The 17,842-nt window shown below is 62.3% G+C and carries 19 protein-coding genes; 12 read left to right on the top strand and 7 right to left on the bottom strand.

The features are described 5' to 3' along the window. The first annotated feature begins 265 nt into the window (after positions 1 to 265). Entirely contained in the window at positions 266 to 1,153 is an 888-nt protein-coding gene (rhtA, locus tag ACLEJW_RS14270; protein WP_145188749.1) for a threonine/homoserine exporter RhtA, read from the top strand. Between the two features lie 186 nt (positions 1,154 to 1,339). Continuing rightward, positions 1,340 to 1,621 (top strand): hypothetical protein, encoded by a 282-nt coding sequence (locus ACLEJW_RS14265; RefSeq protein ID WP_145188752.1) that lies wholly within the window; start codon positions 1,340 to 1,342, stop codon positions 1,619 to 1,621. Positions 1,622 to 1,679: 58 nt separating this feature from the next. Here the strand turns inward: ACLEJW_RS14265 and ACLEJW_RS14260 are convergent, their stop codons facing one another. Then, positions 1,680 to 3,488: an aminopeptidase P family protein gene (locus tag ACLEJW_RS14260; RefSeq protein ID WP_440777778.1), complete on the bottom strand. Its 1,809-nt coding sequence runs from the start codon at positions 3,486 to 3,488 to the stop codon at positions 1,680 to 1,682. A gap of 185 nt (positions 3,489 to 3,673) precedes the next feature. Here ACLEJW_RS14260 and ACLEJW_RS14255 point away from each other — a divergent pair, with 185 nt between their 5' ends. Both ACLEJW_RS14255 and ACLEJW_RS14250 read left to right on the top strand, forming a co-directional pair. Continuing rightward, entirely contained in the window at positions 3,674 to 4,786 is a 1,113-nt protein-coding gene (locus ACLEJW_RS14255) for a DUF3182 family protein (protein WP_313297926.1), read from the top strand. After that, entirely contained in the window at positions 4,770 to 5,540 is a 771-nt protein-coding gene (locus ACLEJW_RS14250) for an alpha/beta hydrolase family protein (protein ID WP_313297928.1), read from the top strand. The genes ACLEJW_RS14255 and ACLEJW_RS14250 overlap by 17 nt, the downstream gene beginning before the upstream one ends. 1 nt (position 5,541) lies before the next feature. On the opposite strand, the gene ACLEJW_RS14245 is transcribed toward ACLEJW_RS14250, so the two are convergent. Continuing rightward, a complete protein-coding gene (locus tag ACLEJW_RS14245; RefSeq protein WP_145188763.1) occupies positions 5,542 to 5,910 on the bottom strand; it encodes an antibiotic biosynthesis monooxygenase in 369 nt (122 codons plus the stop codon). A 92-nt stretch (positions 5,911 to 6,002) separates the two neighbouring features. Here ACLEJW_RS14245 and soxR point away from each other — a divergent pair, with 92 nt between their 5' ends. Continuing rightward, positions 6,003 to 6,452: a redox-sensitive transcriptional activator SoxR gene (soxR, locus tag ACLEJW_RS14240; protein WP_313297936.1), complete on the top strand. Its 450-nt coding sequence runs from the start codon at positions 6,003 to 6,005 to the stop codon at positions 6,450 to 6,452. A gap of 6 nt (positions 6,453 to 6,458) precedes the next feature. Here the strand turns inward: soxR and ACLEJW_RS14235 are convergent, their stop codons facing one another. Continuing rightward, positions 6,459 to 7,022, bottom strand: a complete 564-nt coding sequence (locus tag ACLEJW_RS14235; protein ID WP_313297939.1) for a helix-turn-helix domain-containing protein — start codon at positions 7,020 to 7,022, stop codon at positions 6,459 to 6,461. Between the two features lie 83 nt (positions 7,023 to 7,105). Here ACLEJW_RS14235 and ACLEJW_RS14230 point away from each other — a divergent pair, with 83 nt between their 5' ends. The 7 genes from ACLEJW_RS14230 to ACLEJW_RS14200 all read left to right on the top strand — a co-directional run bounded on the left by ACLEJW_RS14230 (position 7,106) and on the right by ACLEJW_RS14200 (position 14,262). After that, positions 7,106 to 8,056, top strand: a complete 951-nt coding sequence (locus tag ACLEJW_RS14230) for a DMT family transporter (protein WP_313297942.1) — start codon at positions 7,106 to 7,108, stop codon at positions 8,054 to 8,056. Positions 8,057 to 8,204: 148 nt separating this feature from the next. After that, a complete protein-coding gene (locus tag ACLEJW_RS14225) occupies positions 8,205 to 11,120 on the top strand; it encodes a monovalent cation/H+ antiporter subunit A (protein ID WP_440777777.1) in 2,916 nt (971 codons plus the stop codon). Next, the gene (locus tag ACLEJW_RS14220; RefSeq protein WP_145188779.1) at positions 11,120 to 11,464 is read left to right on the top strand and encodes a Na+/H+ antiporter subunit C; all 345 of its coding nucleotides are present in this window, start codon (positions 11,120 to 11,122) and stop codon (positions 11,462 to 11,464) included. Before ACLEJW_RS14225 ends, ACLEJW_RS14220 begins: the two co-directional genes overlap by 1 nt. After that, positions 11,461 to 13,140 (top strand): monovalent cation/H+ antiporter subunit D, encoded by a 1,680-nt coding sequence (locus tag ACLEJW_RS14215; protein ID WP_440777776.1) that lies wholly within the window; start codon positions 11,461 to 11,463, stop codon positions 13,138 to 13,140. Before ACLEJW_RS14220 ends, ACLEJW_RS14215 begins: the two co-directional genes overlap by 4 nt. Next, positions 13,137 to 13,625: a Na+/H+ antiporter subunit E gene (locus ACLEJW_RS14210; RefSeq protein ID WP_145188785.1), complete on the top strand. Its 489-nt coding sequence runs from the start codon at positions 13,137 to 13,139 to the stop codon at positions 13,623 to 13,625. Before ACLEJW_RS14215 ends, ACLEJW_RS14210 begins: the two co-directional genes overlap by 4 nt. After that, entirely contained in the window at positions 13,622 to 13,900 is a 279-nt protein-coding gene (locus tag ACLEJW_RS14205; RefSeq protein ID WP_440777775.1) for a K+/H+ antiporter subunit F, read from the top strand. Before ACLEJW_RS14210 ends, ACLEJW_RS14205 begins: the two co-directional genes overlap by 4 nt. Next, positions 13,897 to 14,262 (top strand): Na+/H+ antiporter subunit G, encoded by a 366-nt coding sequence (locus ACLEJW_RS14200; RefSeq protein ID WP_145188791.1) that lies wholly within the window; start codon positions 13,897 to 13,899, stop codon positions 14,260 to 14,262. Before ACLEJW_RS14205 ends, ACLEJW_RS14200 begins: the two co-directional genes overlap by 4 nt. A 61-nt stretch (positions 14,263 to 14,323) precedes the next feature. Here ACLEJW_RS14200 and ACLEJW_RS14195 read toward each other — a convergent pair whose 3' ends face one another. From ACLEJW_RS14195 to ACLEJW_RS14180, 4 genes are all read right to left on the bottom strand, one after another. Next, entirely contained in the window at positions 14,324 to 14,794 is a 471-nt protein-coding gene (locus tag ACLEJW_RS14195) for a hypothetical protein (protein WP_145188793.1), read from the bottom strand. A gap of 446 nt (positions 14,795 to 15,240) precedes the next feature. Continuing rightward, positions 15,241 to 15,645, bottom strand: coding sequence for a TraR/DksA family transcriptional regulator (locus tag ACLEJW_RS14190; RefSeq protein ID WP_145188795.1), 405 nt, complete (start codon positions 15,643 to 15,645; stop codon positions 15,241 to 15,243). 278 nt (positions 15,646 to 15,923) lie between these two features. Next, on the bottom strand, positions 15,924 to 16,697 hold the full coding sequence (locus tag ACLEJW_RS14185; RefSeq protein WP_313297961.1) for an enoyl-CoA hydratase: 774 nt from the start codon (positions 16,695 to 16,697) through the stop codon (positions 15,924 to 15,926). Between the two features lie 13 nt (positions 16,698 to 16,710). Continuing rightward, positions 16,711 to 17,838, bottom strand: coding sequence for an acyl-CoA dehydrogenase (locus ACLEJW_RS14180; protein ID WP_440777774.1), 1,128 nt, complete (start codon positions 17,836 to 17,838; stop codon positions 16,711 to 16,713). Between the last annotated feature and the right edge of the window lie 4 nt (positions 17,839 to 17,842).

Genomic DNA, 17,842 nt, shown 5'->3' with positions numbered 1-17,842 from the left:
CAGCGTTTAAAACCGCTGTCAACCATTCATCTCAACCGCTGCCGATCTGACGATCGAAGCGCCTCCAGCACCGCTTGAACAATCTAACTCGTTGAATCTCAAGGAGTTTCTCGTTCCGTTGTCGCTGGAAGTGGGGCGCATTATAAGGGGATTCGAGAGGGCGTCAACCTTTAACTTCATATATTAGTCCATTCCCGTCCTTGCGCCCCACTCCGCCATTTGCGCACTATATTGCACACTCGCCCCTCAGGAATGTCATCGCTAAATGAACAACAAGCCCCGCAGCCTGGCCGCCATGCTTTTCCCTATCGGCCTGCTGCTCATTGCCATGGCCTCGATTCAATCGGGCGCGTCGCTGGCAAAGACCATGTTTCCCATGATCGGTGCCCAAGGCACCACCACCCTGCGCCTGATTTTCGCTAGCGTCATCATGCTGCTGGTGCTGCGCCCATGGCGTGTACGCATGACCGCCAGCACGCTGCGTAACGTCGTCATCTACGGCATGGCATTGGGTGGGATGAATTTCCTCTTTTATATGTCCTTGCAGACGACGCCACTGGGCATCGCCGTCGCCCTCGAATTCACAGGCCCCCTGGCCGTGGCGCTGTTCGGCTCGCGCCGCGCGCTGGACTTCCTGTGGATTGCGCTTGCAGTGGCGGGCCTGCTCTTGCTGCTCCCGGTAGGCCATGGCGGGCAACCGGTGGACCTGGTCGGTGCTGCCTACGCGCTTGGCGCCGGCGTCTGCTGGGCGCTGTACATTCTATTCGGCCAGCGCGCAGGCGCCGAGCACGGGATCCAGAGCGCAGCACTGGGCGTTGTGGTCGCGGCATTATTCGTCGCACCGATCGGCATCGTGCACGCCGGCAGCGCATTGCTCACTCCTGCGGTCATTCCACTGGCCCTGGCCGTTGCGGTGCTGTCGACCGCGTTACCCTACAGCTTGGAAATGGTCGCCCTCACACGCATGCCCGCTCGCACGTTCGGCACCTTGATGAGCATCGAACCGGCCATCGGTGCGTTGTCGGGCCTGGTGTTTCTCGGCGAGGTATTGAGCACCACGCAGTGGCTGGCAATCGCAGCCATCATCGCAGCATCCGTGGGAGCCACACTGTCCATGGGCCGCAAAGCCACCCCTGCGGTTGTCGCGGATTGATCGGCAAGCGATTGGCCACCGCAACGAGATAAGGATTGTCGCAGCCTGGCCTGCTGATTAAGCTGTGGCGAAGATCATCATCGCTCAACGATCGCACTGCACGAATGGATGCCGGGGAAATTCAGGAAGAACGAAGCCATAACGACAGGGTCAGACAGCAGTCACGCCCTGCATATAAGGACAGGAATGAAACGAATTTTGCTCATCCTGGCCGTCTTGGCCATTGCCGGATGTGCCGCTACGGCCAAGACTGAGGTCAAAAAAGGTAAGAAAGGCCTGCACATCAACTGCTCAGGTCTGTCTTCTTCGTGGGACAAGTGCTACAGCAAGGCCGCCAGTTCCTGTAGCTCGCGCGGGTACAAGGTGATTGCCCGTTCGGGGGACACCGACGCCGAGGCGGGGGACTACCTGTTCGGCATCAATCCTGCCGGTTACACCAGCCGCAGCATGATCGTCATCTGCAAATAACATCAAGGGCAGCCACTGGCTGCCCTTCCTTTTAAACTGCCGCTTAGGAAGCGCTCGCTCAAATCGCAGCCGTACGCGATTGCAGCCACGCCAGGGCGTCACCCTGCAGCAGTGGCGACAAGCGCTCGCGCACCGTTGCGTGGTAGTGATTGAGCCAGTCTCGCTCCTCTTCGGTCAGCCGCTCGGCGAGCAGGCAGCGGGTATCGATTGGGCACAGCGTCAGGGTTTCGAAGTCGAGAAACTCGCCAAAGGCGCTGGCACCTGATTCGCGGTTGACCACCAGGTTCTCGATCCTGACGCCCCACGACCCTGGCCGGTAAGTGCCAGGCTCGATAGAGCTGATCATGCCAACCTGCATTGCCGTTTGCGGCGTGGATGGCGCCTGGTAGGCAATGACCTGAGGCCCTTCGTGCACATTCATGAAATAACCGACGCCATGGCCGGTGCCGTGACCGTAATCCACCTGATCAGCCCAGATCGGTGCCCGAGCGATGGCGTCGAGCAGCGGTGAGAGAATGCCTTTCGGGAAACGCGCACGGGACAGCGCAATCATGCCCTTGAGCACCCGCGTGCAATCTTGTTTCTGTTCGACACTCGGCGTGCCCACCGGGACCATGCGGGTGATGTCGGTGGTACCTCCCAGGTACTGCCCGCCGGAGTCGATCAACAACAAGCCGTCACCTTCGATCACTGCATGGGCGCGCTCGGTTGCGCGATAGTGCGGCATCGCGCCGTTGGCATTGAAAGCGGCAATGGTGGCAAAACTGAGCGAGACAAAGCCCGGGCGGCGCGCCCGGGCGGCGCTGAGCTGCTCGTCGATGGTCAGCTCAGTGATGACTTCCTGGCCTTGATGAGCTTCGAGCCAGGCAAAGAATTCGCACAACGCCGCGCCATCTTGCTCCATCGCCTGGCGAACATGCGCGAGCTCCAGATGAGTCTTGCGTGACTTGCTCAAGGTCGTCGGATTGAGCCCTTCAACCAGCTGCACCTGCTTGGGCAGCGTGCTTACCGAGCCACAGGTCACGCGCGCCGGATCGAGCAGCAAACGGCTGCCGGGTGCCAGCTCCGCCAACGCCTGTTGCACTGCCGCATAGTCGCGCACCTCGATACCGTCGACTTCCAGCACGTGGCGCAGATGCCCATCGAGCTTATCGGCGCCCACGAACAGTAGCGCCTGCTCTTTGCCGACCAATGCGAAGGCCAGGAACACCGGGTTGTAAGAGACGTCGCTGCCACGCAAATTGAACAGCCAGGCGATGTCATCGAGTGTGGCGATAAAGTGCCAATCGGCGCCACGCTCTTCCAGGGTACGACGCAACTGGGCCAGTTTTTCCGCTCGGTTGATCGTGGCGTGCGGCGGCAGATGCTGATACACCGGATTGCTCGGCAGCGCCGGGCGCCCCTGCCACACCTCACCGAGCACATCCTGGTGGGTGACCAAGCGCGATCCGCGCGCCTGTAGCCGAGCTTCGAGCTGGCGCGCCGCAGACAAAGCCATCACGGCGCCATCGACTGCCACAGCGCCATTGACCGGCGTGTGCTCGCCCAGCCATTCGAGCGCTCCGGGCTTACCGGGCGCCAGCTTCATCAAGGCGATACCGCTCCCGGCCAGTTCTCGCTCAGCCTGCTCCCAATAGCGGCTATCGACCCAGACGCCGGCGAACGCAGCAGTGACCACCAGCGTGCCGACCGAGCCCTCGAAGCCAGACAACCACTGCCGCCCTTGCCAGAAACCCGGCAGGTACTCGGACAGATGTGGGTCGGCCGAGGGCACCAGCAGAGCGTCAAGGCCTTCCCGCGCCATGACCTCACGCACCCGCGCCAAGCGCTCCGGCACAGTCTGTACTCCGGTGGTCTGAACGTTCATGCGCACTCCTGGCAATCCATCGTGGTGTTCTGGTGCGCTAAATAATGGAGCAGCCGCCCCGTCGTCGCAACGGTGTCGATCAAGGCCTGGGGCCAAGCTCGCACACGCCATCAGTCGTTTACCGCTGAACTAACCGTCGACGGGCGCTTCACAACTGTACATTCACCGACAGCAAGCAGGTGCGCATGGCCAATGTCAACGACCGCAAGACTGCCGTCATCTTGCTCGATACGCGCGAGCACACCCCGGAGCACGAGCGTGCCGTGCACCTGAAGATCGCCGAGCGACTGGCCTGCTTGCTCGGCTGCGATCAGGTGCTCAACGCACTGCCGGGCGACATCAACGGGCGCTACTACTACCTGCCCACTTCAACCCTGGTCGGCCCCGAGCGCTATGCCGCACTAGGCATTCATAGTGAGGCAGACCTGTTTGGCGGCTTGGTCGCCCAGCCGTACATGGCCACCAAGGCCATCTCTCACCCACTGCCTGCCGATGCGGTAATGCCACCCGGCTGGACGGACGGATTCGCTCGCCAGGCCAGCGATGCCTTGCTGCGCGGCTACAGCGTGTTCAGCAAGGCCGATGCTCGACGCGCCGTGCAATTGCTGCTGCCTGAAGGGCCAGTGCGGGTGAAACCGGTACTGGCCACGGCGGGGCGCGGGCAGTGCGTGATCACGCAGGCCGCAGAGCTCGAGCCACTGCTTGGCGAAATGGACGACAGCACGCTGGCGCTCTACGGCCTGGTGCTTGAGGAAGATCTACACGATGTCGAGACTTTCAGCGTCGGCCAGGTGAGGGTCGCAGGCTTGACCTGCAGTTATCACGGCATTCAGCACCTGACCCACGACCACCAGGGCATGTCAGTGTACGGCGGCTCGTCTCTGGCCGTGGTGCGTGGCGGCTATGACGCCTTGCTGCAGTTGCCCCTCGAAGAGCATCTACGCCTGGCGATCAACCAGGCCATGGTCTATGAGGCGGCTGCCGAACAGCACTTCCCAGGTTTCCTCGCCAGCCGGCGCAATTACGACATCGCCCGCGGCACCACCGCCAACGGTCAGGTTCGCAGCGGTGTGCTGGAACAGTCCTGGCGACTGGGCGGGGCAAGCAGCGCGGAAATGCTGGCCCTGCAGGCGTTTGCCAGCGACCCGACACTGCTGCGCGTGAAGGCTTCGACCCATGAGATCTTTGCGCAGGTTTCCCTGCCCAGCGATGCCACCCTCTTCTATCAAGGAAACGACAGTGAACTCGGACAATTCAGCAAGTACGCGCGCATCGGCCAGCATGAGCATTCAGAGTGAAACGGTTGAACTGCAAGTCGAAAATGACAGCATCGTCGGCACGCTGGTAAGCCCTGGCAGCAAGATGCCAGGGATTCTATTCGTGCATGGCTGGGGCGGTAGCCAGCAGCGCGACCTGGCCCGCGCCCGACACATCACCGGCCTGGGCTGCGTGTGCATGACTTTCGACCTGCGCGGCCATGAGAAGACCGAAAGCCAGCGCCTGACCGTCACCCGCGAGCAGAACCTGCAGGACCTGCTGGTCGCCTATGACCGCCTGCTCAGCCATCCGGCCGTGGACAGCGACGCCATTGCCGTAATTGGCAGCAGCTACGGCGGCTACCTGGCTACCTTGCTGACCTTGCAGCGGCCGGTGCGTTGGCTGGCCCTGCGCGTGCCGGCGATGTACTGGGACGACGAATGGAACATGCCCAAACAGGGGCTTGATCGCCAGCGCCTGAACGTCTACCGGCAAAGCACGCTTGGCCCGGCCGATAACCGAGCGCTGGCAGCCTGCGCTGAGTTCGCAGGCGACGTATTGCTGGTCGAATCCGAGCAGGACGATTACGTACCGCACGCCACGCTGATGAACTATCGCTCAGCCTTCGTCAACGCCCATTCGCTCACCCATCGCATCGTCGACGGCGCCGACCACGCGTTGTCCAGTGAGCAGAGTCAAAAAGCCTACAGCTCGATCCTGGCCGCCTGGATCAGCGAGATGGTGATCGGCGCACGCCTGGACCGCTACCCGCACTACGCGCCCTGGTATGCCTGAGCTAGGCGTGATTGGGGCTCAACTGGCAGTGCAAGCCGCCATCGCTGCTGCGCACCAGGCTGCGCAGGGCCTGGAACGCCGCGAAATTGACCCCATGGGCTTGGTTCTGCCTGAGCAGCTGCAAGAACGGCTCGTCGCTGAAGCACTGCGCTGAAGCCTCCCAGGCCTGACGCGATTGCCACTGCAAGCATTGCAGCACACGGCTGCCATCATCGCTGGCCTGTATGCTCACCCCTTGCAGGCCAGGACAGCGGGAGGCCAGTTGCTCGCTGCGGGTTGCCAGTGCCTGGGCCAGGGACTCCTGGCGGCAAGCAGGGACGTGATATTCGATCATCTGGGTGAACCACAAAGCGTTAGGCATGGCCGTCATGGCAGGTCTCCTGGCTGAACGCGCTTGCTTGAGAATGTCCAGCAGGGTAAAACCTCGAGTTAACTCAAGGTCAAGCGCTCTATTGTCCCTCTATGCCCAAACCAATGTCCGCCGCTGCCGATAAGCTACTCACCGTGGGCCAACTGGCTGCGCGCAGTGGCGTTGCCGTCACCGCACTGCACTTCTATGAAACCAAAGGTCTGATCAGCAGCACGCGTAATGCGGGAAACCAGCGCCGCTACCCCAGGGCGATGCTGCGCCGCGTAGCAGTGGTCAAGATGGCGCAGCGCCTTGGCATTCCCTTGGCGGAAATCGCCTGCGCGCTCGCCGCGTTGCCTCTCGACCACACCCCCACTGCGCAGGACTGGCAACAGCTCTCGGCGCGCTGGCGTGAAGACCTGAACCGTCGCATCGATAAGCTGCTCAGGCTGCGTGACCAACTCGATGGCTGCATTGGCTGCGGCTGCATGTCGCTCAAAGAGTGCCCGCTGCGCAACTGTCAGGATCGCCTGGCTGACGAGGGGCCAGGGCCGCACCTTTGAGCGACTTCAGATCACCACGTTGCGCACGAAGCGCACGGGCACTGCCTGATCATTGCGATAGGCATAGCGACAGTTGCTGGCAAATACATGGAAATGGCCGGCTGCCAGCGCATGCTCGATGCCTTCGATGATGAGCGTCAACTGGCCTTCGGCCACGTAAATCTGCTCGTGCCAACCCTCGGCATCCGCTTCGCTGGTGTAACACTCACCTGGCGCCAGGCGCCACTCCCAGATTTCTACCTCACGTCGGGCGCTGCTACTGGCCAGCAGCGTGGCCCGGCTCAATGGGTGCTCGCCAGCCCAGGCCAGTTCATCGATACGGCCAGGGTCGCGCTGATCCGGCGCCTGGATCAACGTACTGAAGGCCACACCCAGCGCTTCGGCGATCAGGTCGAGGGTGGTCAGGCTGACGTTCTTCTCGCCCGCCTCGATGGCGACCAGCATGCGCCGACTGACCCCCGAGCGCTCGGCCAGCGCGCTCTGGCTCATCCCCGCAGCATTGCGCAGGCTCCGTACATTGAGGCTGACGTGTTGCAATACCGAGGCGCGGTGGGCGGAATCTTTGTGCACTATATTGCTCACATGCCAGGGCTGCGCAGTATACTGCGCACTTTGCGGCGATTGTGCGCCGCGTTCAGCGAGTGCGCAAGAACATGAAGCCAGCCAGCAGCCGCCCGACAACCACCGTCTCGTTCCGCCTGAGCAAGGCAGAATGGGTGCTGGTGTTCATCACCATGTTGTGGGGCGGGACATTCCTGTTGGTGCACAACGTCATGGCCGTGAGCGGTCCGATGTTCTTCGTCGGCCTGCGCTTCGCGGCCGCTGCCTTGTTCGTCGGCCTGGCCTCGGCGCGGGCACTCTCCGGCCTGACCTTCACCGAACTCAAGGCTGGCCTGCTGATCGGCGTTGCCATCATGCTCGGCTACGGCCTGCAGACCATGGGATTGCAAACCATCAGCAGCAGCCAATCGGCGTTCATTACCGCACTTTACGTGCCGTTCGTGCCGCTGCTGCAATGGCTGGTGCTAGGCCGCCGCCCGGGCCTGATGCCAAGCATCGGCATCTGCTTGGCCTTCATCGGCCTGATGCTGCTGGCTGGGCCAGAAGGCGGCGGCCTGCACTTCAGCGAAGGCGAGATGGTGACCTTGGTGAGTGCGGTGGCGATCGCTGCGGAGATCATTCTGATCAGTCGGTTCGCAGGCCAGGTCGATGTACGCCGGGTCACGGTGGTGCAATTGGCGACTGCGTCGCTGCTGGCATTTTTGATGATCGTACCGACCCAGGAGCGTCTGCCAGACTTTTCCTGGCTGTTGCTGCTGAGCGCCCTGGGCCTTGGTGTGATGAGTGCGGTGATCCAGGTGGCGATGAACTGGGCACAGCAGTCAGTCTCGCCTACCCGCGCCACCCTGATCTATGCCGGCGAGCCTGTCTGGGCCGGTATCGTCGGGCGCTTGGCCGGCGAGCGCCTGCCCGGCATCGCACTGCTCGGCGGGTTGTTGATCGTCATCGCTGTCGTAATTAGCGAACTAAAGCTGCGGCGCAACCGTCAACTCGATGATGCTACGCAAGTTGCCATCACCCGCGAGCCTGAAGCCGGGCACTGATTACCTGGCGATGACTATGCTCTGTAAAAAGCTGTTATAAAAAAACAGCTAGTCACAGCGCTTTTGTAGGATTCTGCGACAGCTTGCGTGTTGGTGATGAACGGTCTGGCACGTATGATCCCTGCAAACCTTTCCAGAATAGATCGCTATGTCCTTGATAGTGCTACTGCTTCTGCCGTTCGTGGGCAGTTGCCTGGCAGCTGCGCTGCCGCACAATGCACGTAACGCCGAGTCCATACTCGCCGGGCTCGTGGCCTTGGTCGGCACCGTCCAGGTAGCACTGCTGTACCCTCAGGTTGCCCACGGCGGGGTGATCCGCGAGGAATTCCTCTGGCTGCCCAGCCTGGGGTTGAACCTGGTGCTGCGCATGGACGGCTTCGCCTGGCTGTTCTCCTTACTGGTGCTGGGCATCGGTACCCTGGTATCGCTCTACGCGCGCTACTACATGTCGCCGCAAGACCCCGTGCCGCGCTTTTTCGCGTTTTTCCTGGCCTTCATGGGCGCAATGCTGGGGCTGGTGATTTCCGGCAACCTGATTCAGCTGGTGTTCTTCTGGGAATTGACCAGCTTGTTCTCTTTCCTGTTGATCGGCTACTGGCACCACCGGGCCGACGCTCGCCGAGGCGCCTATATGGCGCTGATGGTGACCGGCGCCGGCGGGTTGTGCCTGCTGGTGGGGGCGCTGTTGCTCGGCCATGTGGTCGGCAGCTACGACCTCGACCGGGTCCTGGCTGCCGGTGCAACCATACGCGAACACGCCTTGTACCCTGTGCTGCTGCCGTTGATCCTGCTCGGCGCCTTGAGCAAGAGTGCGCAGTTCCCCTTCCAGTTCTGGCTGCCCCACGCCATGGCGGCGCCCACGCCGGTGTCCGCTTACCTGCACTCGGCGACCATGGTCAAAGCCGGGGTGTTCCTGATGGCGCGTCTCTGGCCGGTACTGTCAGGCAGCGAGGAGTGGTTCTGGATCGTTGGCGGCGCTGGCGCGATCACGCTGGTACTGGGCGCCTTCGCCGCCATGTTTCAGAACGACCTCAAGGGCTTGCTGGCCTATTCGACCATCAGCCACCTGGGCCTGATCACCCTGCTGCTGGGACTCAACAGCCCGTTGGCGGCCGTCGCCGCGGTGTTCCACATCCTCAACCATGCCACCTTCAAGGCCTCATTGTTCATGGCAGCGGGAATCATCGACCATGAAAGCGGCACGCGCGACATTCGCCGCCTCAGTGGCCTGATACGCCTAGTGCCCTACACCGCTACCCTGGCCATGGTGGCCAGCGCCTCGATGGCCGGCGTACCGTTGATGAACGGGTTCCTGTCCAAGGAAATGTTCTTCGCCGAGACGGTGTTCATCAGCTCGACTGCGTGGGTAGAGGCCGCTCTACCGGTCATTGCCACCCTGGCCGGGGCATTCAGCGTCGCCTACGCCTTGCGATTTACGGTCGACGTGTTCTTCGGCCCCACCGCACAAGACCTGCCGCACACCCCGCACGAGCCGCCACGGTGGATGCGCGCCCCGGTCGAGTTTCTGGTACTGGCCTGCCTGGTGGTGGGTATCTTCCCCGCCCAGTCGGTTGGCCCCCTGCTCGCAGCGGCCGCGCTGCCCGTGGTCGGCGGCACGCTGCCTGAATACAGCCTGGCCATCTGGCACGGCTGGAACGCCCCGCTGATCATGAGCCTGGTGGCGATGTGCGGCGGGGCCGTGCTTTACCTGCTGCTGCGCAAGCAGCTGCGCCGGGGCCGCTTCCCTTATCCGCCGCTGATCGAGCGCTTCAATGGCAAGCGCCTGTTCGAGCTGGGCCTGTTGCGCCTGATGTTGTTGGCAAGGCGCCTGGAAACTGCACTGACCAGCCGCCGGCTGCAGGCGCAGCTGTTCATGCTGGTCACCGCGGCCTTCATCGCTGGCCTGGCGCCCATGCTCTACAGTGGGCTCAGCTGGGGCGAGCGACCGAAGATTCCAGGCTCTGGCGTCTTCGTCGCGCTGTGGCTGATCGCTATCGCCTGCGCCATCGGCGCCGCTTATCAGGCCAAATATCATCGACTGGCGGCCCTGACCATGGTCAGTGTCTGTGGCTTGATGACGTGCATCACCTTCGTCTGGTTCTCGGCGCCTGACCTTGCACTGACCCAGTTGGTTGTCGAAGTGGTCACCACCGTCCTCATCCTGCTCGGGCTGCGCTGGCTGCCACGGCGGATCGAGGGCGTCTCGCCACTGCCGGGCCGGTTCGATCGTGCCCGCGCCAGGCGCCTGCGCGACCTGCTGCTGGCCATGCTTGTAGGCGGTGGCATGGCTGTGCTGTCTTACGCCATGCTGACCCGGCCGACCCCCAACGACATTTCGTCGTTCTACCTCAGCCGCGCCTTGCCGCAAGGCGGCGGCACCAACGTGGTCAACGTGATGCTGGTGGACTTCCGCGGGTTCGACACCCTGGGCGAGATTACCGTGCTGGTTGCGGTAGCTCTGACGGTGTTCGCCTTGCTGCGACGCTTCCGCCCACCCAAGGAAAGCATGCAGTTGCCTGCCCAGCAGCGCCAACTGGCTCCGGATGTGGTCACCGACCTGGTCAACCCGCGGCACGTCGCCGACACCGCCCTGGGCTTCATGACGGTGCCGGCGGTACTGGTGCGTCTGCTGTTACCCATGGCCCTGCTGGTGTCGATGTACCTGTTCATGCGCGGTCACAATCAACCAGGCGGAGGCTTCGTCGCCGGGCTGGTGATGTCGGTAGCGTTCATCCTGCAGTACATGGTCGCCGGCACCCAGTGGGTCGAGGCGCAAATGAGCCTGCGCCCACTGCGCTGGATGGGGACTGGATTGTTCTGCGCAACGCTCACCGGCGCGGGCGCGATGATGCTTGGCTATCCGTTCCTGACCACCCATACCGCGCACTTGCACCTGCCAGTGCTGGGCGACGTGCACGTGGCCAGCGCACTGTTCTTCGATGTCGGCGTGTACACCGTGGTGGTGGGTTCGACCTTACTGATTCTCACCGCCCTGGCGCATCAGTCGGTACGCGCTTATCGCCCCGGGCAACCGTCCAAAACCAACCGAGCAGGAGCCGCCTGATGGAAGAAGTCATTGCAGTCGCCATCGGCGTTCTCGCGGCCTCCGGGGTCTGGTTGATCCTGCGGCCACGCACTTTCCAGGTGATCATGGGCCTTTGCCTGCTGTCCTATGGGGTCAACCTGTTCATCTTCAGCATGGGCAGCCTGTTCATCGGCAAGGAGCCGATCATCAAGGAAGGCATCACCCAGGACCTGCTGCACTACACCGACCCGTTGCCGCAAGCCCTGGTGCTCACGGCCATCGTCATCAGTTTCGCCATGACTGCGCTGTTCCTGGTGGTGTTGCTGGCTTCGCGCGGCTTGACCGGTACCGACCATGTTGACGGCCGGGAGCGCGACGAATGAGCGGTATGAGTCAACTGATCGCCGCCCCCATCCTGCTGCCGCTGCTGACCGCGGCATTGATGCTGTTGCTCGGTGAAAAGCATCGCCGGGTCAAGGCCCGTCTGAATCTGCTGTCGACCGCTGCAGGGTTGGGCATCGCCATCTACCTGCTACTGTGGGTGCGCACCCAGGGCCAGGCCGAATCGTTCGGTGTCTACCTGCCAGGCAACTGGCCGGCACCCTTTGGCATTGTGTTGGTAGTCGATCACCTCTCTGCGCTGCTGCTGACGCTGACCGGGGTAATCGGCATCAGCGCCCTGCTCTTCGCCCGGGCGCGCTGGGACGGGGCAGGCGCCAGTTTCCATGCACTGTTCCAGATCCAGTTGATGGGGCTGTACGGGGCATTCCTGACCGCCGATCTGTTCAACCTGTTCGTCTTTTTCGAGGTATTGCTCGCCGCGTCCTACGGGCTGCTGCTGCACGGCTCGGGACGAGCTCGAGTGCGCGCCGGCTTGCATTATGTCGCCATCAATCTGTTCGCCTCATCGCTGTTTCTGATTGGCGCCGCGATGCTGTACGGCGTAACGGGTACGCTCAACCTGGCCGACCTGGCGCTGAAGATACCGCTGGTGCCCGAAGCCGATCGTGGCCTGCTGCATGCCGGTGCAGCCATTCTGGCCATCGCTTTTCTGGTCAAGGCGGGTATCTGGCCGCTCAACTTCTGGCTGGTACCGGCCTATGCCTCGGCCAGCGCGCCGGTGGCCGCGCTGTTCGCCATCATGACCAAAGTCGGTTTGTACGCACTGTTACGCCTATGGACCCTGCTGTTCTCCGGCCAGGCCGGCGCATCGGCGCATTTCGGCGGTCAGTGGCTCGTCTATGGCGGTCTGGTGACCCTGGCGGTCGCAGCCGTGTCGATACTGGCCGCTCAGCGTCTGGAGCGCATGGCCGCGCTCAGCATCCTCGTTTCGGCTGGCACCCTGCTCGGCGCCGTTGGCTTCGCCCAGCCAGCGCTCACCGGCGCGGCGCTGTTCTACCTGGTCAACTCGACCCTGGCCTTGTGCGCGCTGTTCTTGCTGGCGGAGCTGATCGAGCGGTCGCGCTCGGCGAACGAAGCGCCGCTCGAGGACGAGGAAGGCGCCCTGCCCTCGCCACTGGAATCGCTGCACCCGCCTAAAGGCATCAACCTCGACGACCAGCAGAAAGCGGTGATCGGCCAGATCATTCCCTGGACCATGGCCTTTCTGGGCTTGAGCTTCATCGCCTGCGCGCTGTTGATCATCGGCATGCCGCCGTTATCCGGGTTCGTCGCCAAGCTCAACTTGATCAGTGCGCTGTTCAACCCACTCAGCCTGGGCACCCCGGCCGACCAACCCCTGTCGGCGGCTGGCTGGGCGCTGGTCACGCTGCTGGTGCTGTCTGGCATGGCTTCGTTGATCGCCTTCGGCAGGGTTGGCATCCTGCGCTTCTGGAAGCCGGAGGAGCGACCCTCGCCTGTGCTGCGCCGCTATGAGTGCCTGCCGATCGTCATCCTGCTGGGCCTGTGCATCTTCGTCAGCCTGCGGGCCGAGCCATTGCTGCGTTATACCCAGGACACCGCCGCCAGCCTGCAGGCGCCAAACGCCTACATCGAAGCGGTGATGGCGGCGCGTCCGATACCAGGCCCGACCACAGTCGACACGCAGGTGCAGCCATGAGTAAGTTATTCCCCGCCCCGCTGTTATCGGCCGCATTGTTTGCCCTGTGGTTAGTGCTGAATTTGTCCGTGAGCCCGGGCAACCTGCTGCTGGCCGCCGCGCTCGCGCTGCTGGCCCCGCTATTGCTGGCGCCGCTGCGCCCCCAGCATGCCCACGTGCGCCGGCCTTGGACAATCCTCAAGCTGGTCGGCCGGGTCGGCATCGACGTCATTCGCTCCAACCTGCAGGTGGCAGCGGGGGTGCTACGCGCTGGACGACGTTCGCCAAACTCGGTGTTCGTGCACATTCCACTGGACCTGCGTGACGCACATGGCCTGGCGGCCTTGTCGATGATCACCACGGTAGTGCCGGGCACCGTGTGGTCGGAGCTTGCCTTGGATCGCAGCGTACTGCTACTTCATGTGTTCGACCTGGCCGATGAAGCGGCCTTCATCGAGCACTTCAAGCTCACTTATGAACGGCCTCTGATGGAGATCTTCCAATGACCGGTCTGCTTGCCACTGCGGTGCTCGCCAGTCTGTTCATCTTTACCCTGGCCATGGGCCTGACGTTGATCCGACTGTTTCGCGGGCCGTCCGCCCAGGACCGGGTCCTGGCACTGGACTACTTGTATATCCTGGCCATGCTGATGATGCTGGTGCTGGGGATTCGCTATGCCAGTGACACCTATTTCGAAGGTGCCCTGCTGATTGCCCTGTTCGGCTTCGTCGGCTCCTTCGCGCTGGCCAAGTTCCTGCTGCGGGGCGAGGTGATCGAATGAACGAAACCTTGGAACTGCCGTTCTGGCTGGAACTGCTCACAGCCGCCCTATTGCTGATCGGCAGCCTGTTCGCTTTGATCGGCGCCTTGGGCTTGCTGCGTTTGAAGGATTACTTCCAGCGCATGCACCCGCCAGCATTGGCATCGACCATCGGCGCCTGGTGCGTGGCGCTGGCCTCGATCATCTACTTTTCCTGGCTCAAGCAAAGCCCCGTGCTGCATGCCTGGCTGATCCCGATACTGCTGTCGATCACCGTACCCGTCACCACGCTATTGCTCGCCAGGGCGGCGTTGTTTCGCAAGCGCATGGCCAAAGAGCCTGTGCCCGAGGAAGTCAGCAGCGGTGGTGATCGCGGTAACTGAAACGACAACGCCGTGGCAACCCGTCTGTCGATGTGCCCGCCCGGGCTTGGGCGGGCTTTGATCACTCACTGGCCTTGAAGGTGGTCAATTCGCCCTTGCGCCATTTTGCGACCTTGCCCGTCACAGCCTTGAGCAGCTTGCCAAGGCCCTCCTGAATCTGCTGCTGAGCAGCGAACACCAGCATCACCCCTTGGCCTTCGCGAAAGACGATGCCCTCGCCTTCTGGCACGGAGACGAACGCGTAGTCGCCCACACCATAGACGTTAAGCTTGATCTCGCGAAAGCGCATCTCCAACTTGCCGCCCTCGCGACTGGGCAGCACAGCCGCGCGGAAGTGATCGCCGACCTTTAATTCCAACCGCTGTTTGTCGTCGACCACCAAAGCACTTTCGGTGTCGATCTCGGCCATATACAAGCCTTCGGGGGTCTGTTCGGTGACATAGATGAAACGGCCCTGAAACAGCTTGGCCAACTTGCCGCGCAGATCGCCCAGGGCAAACAAGGCGTGGGTATCAAGTGTACTGACTGCCAATGAAGTAATCCTCAAACCGGTGACATCCGCCCTCTCCCGCAAGCGGCGAGGCACGGCATTACAGTGCGTTAAGCGAAAAATAATATAAAAGTAATGCACGAACCGTCTGTGCCCGCCGACGATGCAGCACGCAGGAAACGTTACTCTGGCTTGCCAGATACGGCCTCAAAACAGGGGGTCGACCTAGGCGCCGCGAGGGCCGCGTAGTTTCTGACAACAAACCTGTCGGAAAAGATGCGATGGATAACTGCGCGCCCCTCGGCACAAAGGGCTCGACGTTCCATCGGCGCATTACCTGGATAAATATGCACGAAAACACTGAAATCCGTCGAGTGGTAAAGCGTATTTCTTGTTTGTGTCACGGGCCGAGCCAGCTGTATTCAGGCTCGCGATAAACGCAAAAAGCCCCATGAATCGCTTCATGGGGCTTCGCGCGCTACGCCGGGTTAAACCTGGCGCTGGTGACGATCAAGCTGCTCGTGACGCTCCTGCGCCTCGATGCAGTACTTGGTGGTCGGGCTGATCAGCAGACGTTTCAGGCCAATGGGCTCGCCACTGTCATCGCACCAGCCGAAGCTCTCATCGGCGATTCGATCCAACGCCATTTCGAGCTGCGGCAACAGGCGCTGGTCGCGGTCGATGGCATTGACCAGCCAGCTGCGCTCCTCTTCGACCGACGCTACGTCGGCGGGATCCGACGGCGTGTCCAGGCCCTCGATGGTGGCGCGGCTCAGCTCGATGCGTTCATGGGTTTCGACTTTCATCGCCTGCAGCAGGCCAGTGAAGAAGGCCAGCTGGTCGGCATTCATGTAGTCATCGGCCGACATGGCCAGCAACTGTTCCTTGGTCATCGATTTCTCTATGAAAAAATGTGCATTTAGGCGATACAGGGGTCACCGACGCCTCAGCGTCGATGACAGAATTCTTCAAGCGCCTATCGGCACTCTTTTACAGGGGGCGGCAGTCTAAGGCGCCACGTCGCGTGGAGCAACTGCAATCGGAAGCGAATTTGCCCCAACTGGGCACAATCCGCTGGTCGGTGCCGGCACAAGGCCCGGGGCAATCGTACAACAACCAGCACGTCCGGGCCGCCGGCCTGGAGCGCAGCGACCCGGACCGTTGACCTGTCTCAACGATTCTTGAACTGGGCCTCGCGCTTGGCGATGAAAGCAGCCATGCCCTCTTTCTGGTCCTCGGTGGCGAACGCGGCATGGAAGACCCGGCGTTCAAAGCGTACACCTTCGCTCAGGGTCACTTCAAAGGCGCGATTGATACTTTCCTTGACCATCATGCTCACCGGCACGGACTTGCCGGCTATCGTCGCTGCAACCTTCAGGGCCTCCTCCAGCAGCTGCGCTTGCGGCACGATCCGCGCCACCAGGCCAGCCCGCTCCGCCTCTTCAGCGTCCATCAGACGGCCGCTCAGGCACAATTCCATGGCCTTGGCCTTGCCCACCGCGCGGGTCAGGCGCTGAGTCCCGCCCATGCCCGGCAGCACGCCGAGGTTGATTTCCGGCTGGCCGAACTTGGCATTGTCGGCGGCCAGAATGAAGTCGCACATCATCGCCAGCTCACAGCCGCCGCCCAGCGCAAAGCCCGAGACCGCAGCGATGATCGGCTTGCGCCGGTTGGCGATGCGGTCGGCGTCGCTGAATAGATCGTCAACGTAGATCTGCGGGTACTGCAGCTCAGCCATTTCCTTGATGTCGGCACCGGCGGCAAAGGCCTTGGCTGAGCCTGTGAGGACCACGCAACCAATATTCGCGTCACGCTCAAGCTGATCCAGCGCCTGGTTGATCTCGCCAACGATCTGCGCATTGAGCGCATTCAGCGCCTGGGGCCGGTTGAGGGTGATCAGGCCGACCTTGCCGTGGATGTCCAACAGGATGGTTTCGAATGCCATGCAGGCTGCTCCTTCAAAGATTGCGCGCAATGACCATGCGCTGAATGTCGCTGGTGCCTTCGTAAATCTGGCAAACCCGCACGTCGCGGTAGATGCGCTCCAGCGGGAAGTCACTCAGATAGCCATAACCGCCAAGGGTCTGCAAGGCATCGGAACAGACATTTTCGGCCATTTCCGAGGCGAACAGCTTGGCCATGGACGCTTCGACCAACGCGGGCCGCCCCGCATCACGCAGCGCTGCGGCATGCAGAACCATTTGCCGGGCCACGGCAATCTGGGTCGCCATGTCGGCCAGGCGAAACGCTACCGCCTGATGCTCGAACAGCGGCTTGCCGAAGCTGTGTCGCTCATGGGCGTAGTCCCGGGCCACCTCATACGCCGCGCGGGCCATGCCTACCGCCTGGGCAGCGATGCCGATACGGCCGCCTTCAAGATTGGCCAAGGCGATTTTGTAGCCTTCCCCTTCTGCACCCAAACGGTTGCTCAACGGTACCTGCACATTGTCGAAGACAATCTGACAGGTGTCCGAAGCATGCTGCCCAAGCTTGTCCTCGACCCGCGCCACCTGATATCCCGGCGAGTCCGTCGGCACGATGAACGCGCTGATGCCTCGCTTGCCAGCGGCAGGATCGGTCACGGCGAAGACAATCACCACTGCGGCGTTCTGCCCGGAGGTGATGAACTGCTTGCTGCCATTGAGTACGTAGTGGTCACCGTCCAGGCGCGCCCGGGTCTTCAGGCTGCTGGCGTCCGAGCCCGCATGGGGCTCGGTGAGGGCGAACGCCCCGAGCATGGCGCCGGTGGCCAGCGGGGTCAGAAACCGTGCTTTCTGCTGCTCGGTGCCAAATCGCAGAATCGGCACGCAACCCACCGAATTGTGCACGCTCATGATCGTCGAGCAGGCACCGTCACCGGCGGCGATTTCCTCCAGCGCCATGGCATAGGCCACATAGCCGGTGTCACTGCCGCCCCACTGCTCAGGGACCAGCATGCCGAACAAGCCCAGCTCGGCCATTTCGCCGATGGCTTCACGGGGGAAGCGATGGGCTTTGTCCCACTGCTCGGCGAATGGCTTGAGCCGCGCCTGGGCAAACCCCCGTACCGCATCGGCGATTTGTTGTTGCTCTTCAGATACCAGCATGGTG

This window comes from Pseudomonas sp. SMSB3 (assembly GCF_052041965.1).
In the GTDB taxonomy this organism is placed as follows: Bacteria; Pseudomonadota; Gammaproteobacteria; order Pseudomonadales; family Pseudomonadaceae; genus Aquipseudomonas.
The sequence above is the reverse complement of the archived record's forward strand: the minus strand, read 5'-3'. Positions and strand labels throughout refer to the sequence as shown.

Coding starts and splice junctions, on each gene's coding strand:
- rhtA (WP_145188749.1), top strand. CDS start 266: ATGAACAACAAGCCCCGCAGCCTGGCCGCCATGCTTTTCCCTATCGGC.
- ACLEJW_RS14205 (WP_440777775.1), top strand. CDS start 13,622: ATGACCGGTCTGCTTGCCACTGCGGTGCTCGCCAGTCTGTTCATCTTT.
- ACLEJW_RS14260 (WP_440777778.1), bottom strand. CDS start 3,488: ATGAACGTTCAGACCACCGGAGTACAGACTGTGCCGGAGCGCTTGGCG.
- ACLEJW_RS14210 (WP_145188785.1), top strand. CDS start 13,137: ATGAGTAAGTTATTCCCCGCCCCGCTGTTATCGGCCGCATTGTTTGCC.
- ACLEJW_RS14220 (WP_145188779.1), top strand. CDS start 11,120: ATGGAAGAAGTCATTGCAGTCGCCATCGGCGTTCTCGCGGCCTCCGGG.
- ACLEJW_RS14265 (WP_145188752.1), top strand. CDS start 1,340: ATGAAACGAATTTTGCTCATCCTGGCCGTCTTGGCCATTGCCGGATGT.
- ACLEJW_RS14215 (WP_440777776.1), top strand. CDS start 11,461: ATGAGCGGTATGAGTCAACTGATCGCCGCCCCCATCCTGCTGCCGCTG.
- ACLEJW_RS14200 (WP_145188791.1), top strand. CDS start 13,897: ATGAACGAAACCTTGGAACTGCCGTTCTGGCTGGAACTGCTCACAGCC.
- soxR (WP_313297936.1), top strand. CDS start 6,003: ATGCCCAAACCAATGTCCGCCGCTGCCGATAAGCTACTCACCGTGGGC.
- ACLEJW_RS14230 (WP_313297942.1), top strand. CDS start 7,106: ATGAAGCCAGCCAGCAGCCGCCCGACAACCACCGTCTCGTTCCGCCTG.
- ACLEJW_RS14190 (WP_145188795.1), bottom strand. CDS start 15,645: ATGACCAAGGAACAGTTGCTGGCCATGTCGGCCGATGACTACATGAAT.
- ACLEJW_RS14255 (WP_313297926.1), top strand. CDS start 3,674: ATGGCCAATGTCAACGACCGCAAGACTGCCGTCATCTTGCTCGATACG.
- ACLEJW_RS14250 (WP_313297928.1), top strand. CDS start 4,770: ATGAGCATTCAGAGTGAAACGGTTGAACTGCAAGTCGAAAATGACAGC.
- ACLEJW_RS14225 (WP_440777777.1), top strand. CDS start 8,205: ATGTCCTTGATAGTGCTACTGCTTCTGCCGTTCGTGGGCAGTTGCCTG.
- ACLEJW_RS14185 (WP_313297961.1), bottom strand. CDS start 16,697: ATGGCATTCGAAACCATCCTGTTGGACATCCACGGCAAGGTCGGCCTG.
- ACLEJW_RS14180 (WP_440777774.1), bottom strand. CDS start 17,838: ATGCTGGTATCTGAAGAGCAACAACAAATCGCCGATGCGGTACGGGGG.
- ACLEJW_RS14245 (WP_145188763.1), bottom strand. CDS start 5,910: ATGACGGCCATGCCTAACGCTTTGTGGTTCACCCAGATGATCGAATAT.